The sequence below is a fragment of the Burkholderia sp. Ac-20379 genome, assembly GCF_017104645.1.
Taxonomy (GTDB): Bacteria; Pseudomonadota; Gammaproteobacteria; order Burkholderiales; family Burkholderiaceae; genus Burkholderia.
In genome coordinates this window covers 1-925 of record NZ_JAAGPF010000775.1, presented here as the reverse complement: position 1 = coordinate 925, position 925 = coordinate 1, and the positions used below count along the sequence as shown (strand labels likewise).

General features: G+C 73.3%; 1 pseudogene. It reads left to right on the top strand.

Features of this window, described 5'->3' with window-relative positions:
* Positions 1 to 925: pseudogene (locus tag G3N92_RS34550) on the top strand (polymerase); the annotation flags it as partial.

The window sequence follows — 925 nt, the reverse complement described above, 5'->3', positions numbered from 1 at the left end:
GGCGCAGCCCGCCGCGCCGGCCGGCTCGGACGGCACGCAGCCGCCCTGGCTCGCGGGCGGCGATCCGGTTCGGCTGTCGCCCGAAATGCTGCGTCATGCCTTCGCGTCGCGCCGTTTTCCGCAGGCGCGCAGCGCGCCCGACGTCCGGGCCGCGTGGCTGGCGATCGGCGACAAGGCCGAGCTACAGATCGACCTCGCCGGCACGGATATCGCGTTGCTGCCGGCCGCGCGGCGGTTCGCCGAGCGCCTCGTCGAGCGCACGCCGGCCGCCGGGCCGGCGGCGGATGCCGAAGCCGACACGCTCTATCTCGGGGTGGCGATGATCAAGGATGCGTATCACGGCGGCGGGCCGATCGGCGCGGCCGTGGTCGATTACCTGATGGCGCAGTACGGCCTGCGCCGCACGATCGATCTGATGCTCGATGCGCTGCAGGTGCAGACGGAATACGAGCGGATCCCGAACACGCCGAAACGCCAGGCCCGGTTTTCCACGACCGTCGATTCCGCCGTGCGCGACCACTGGAGCGGCCCGGTCGGCGACGTCGAGATCGCGTTGCGCGCCTATCTGTCGTGCGCCGGCGAAGCGGATTGGCAGGCGGCGCGCGGCGCCATCGAGGCAAGGCTGCCGAGCCTGCATCCGCTGCGCCAGCCGGTGCCGGCGTTGCTGCTGCCCGACGCCCCCGAGCTGTCGAATGCGCTGGCGCGGCAACTGGCCGACGAATCCCCCGTGCCGCACACCTTGCACTGGCTGCTGCTGACCGCCACCGAGCCCGATGCGATCGCGGCCGCCGCGCGTTGCCGGCCGCCGGCGTTTTCGTCGACGTTCTGGACCAAGGAGCCCATGACCGCAACGGTGCTGCGCGAGCGCGGTTCGGCCGCGTGCGCCGTGCTCGACCGCGGCGCGCACGAGGACGCGGCCGGCGCC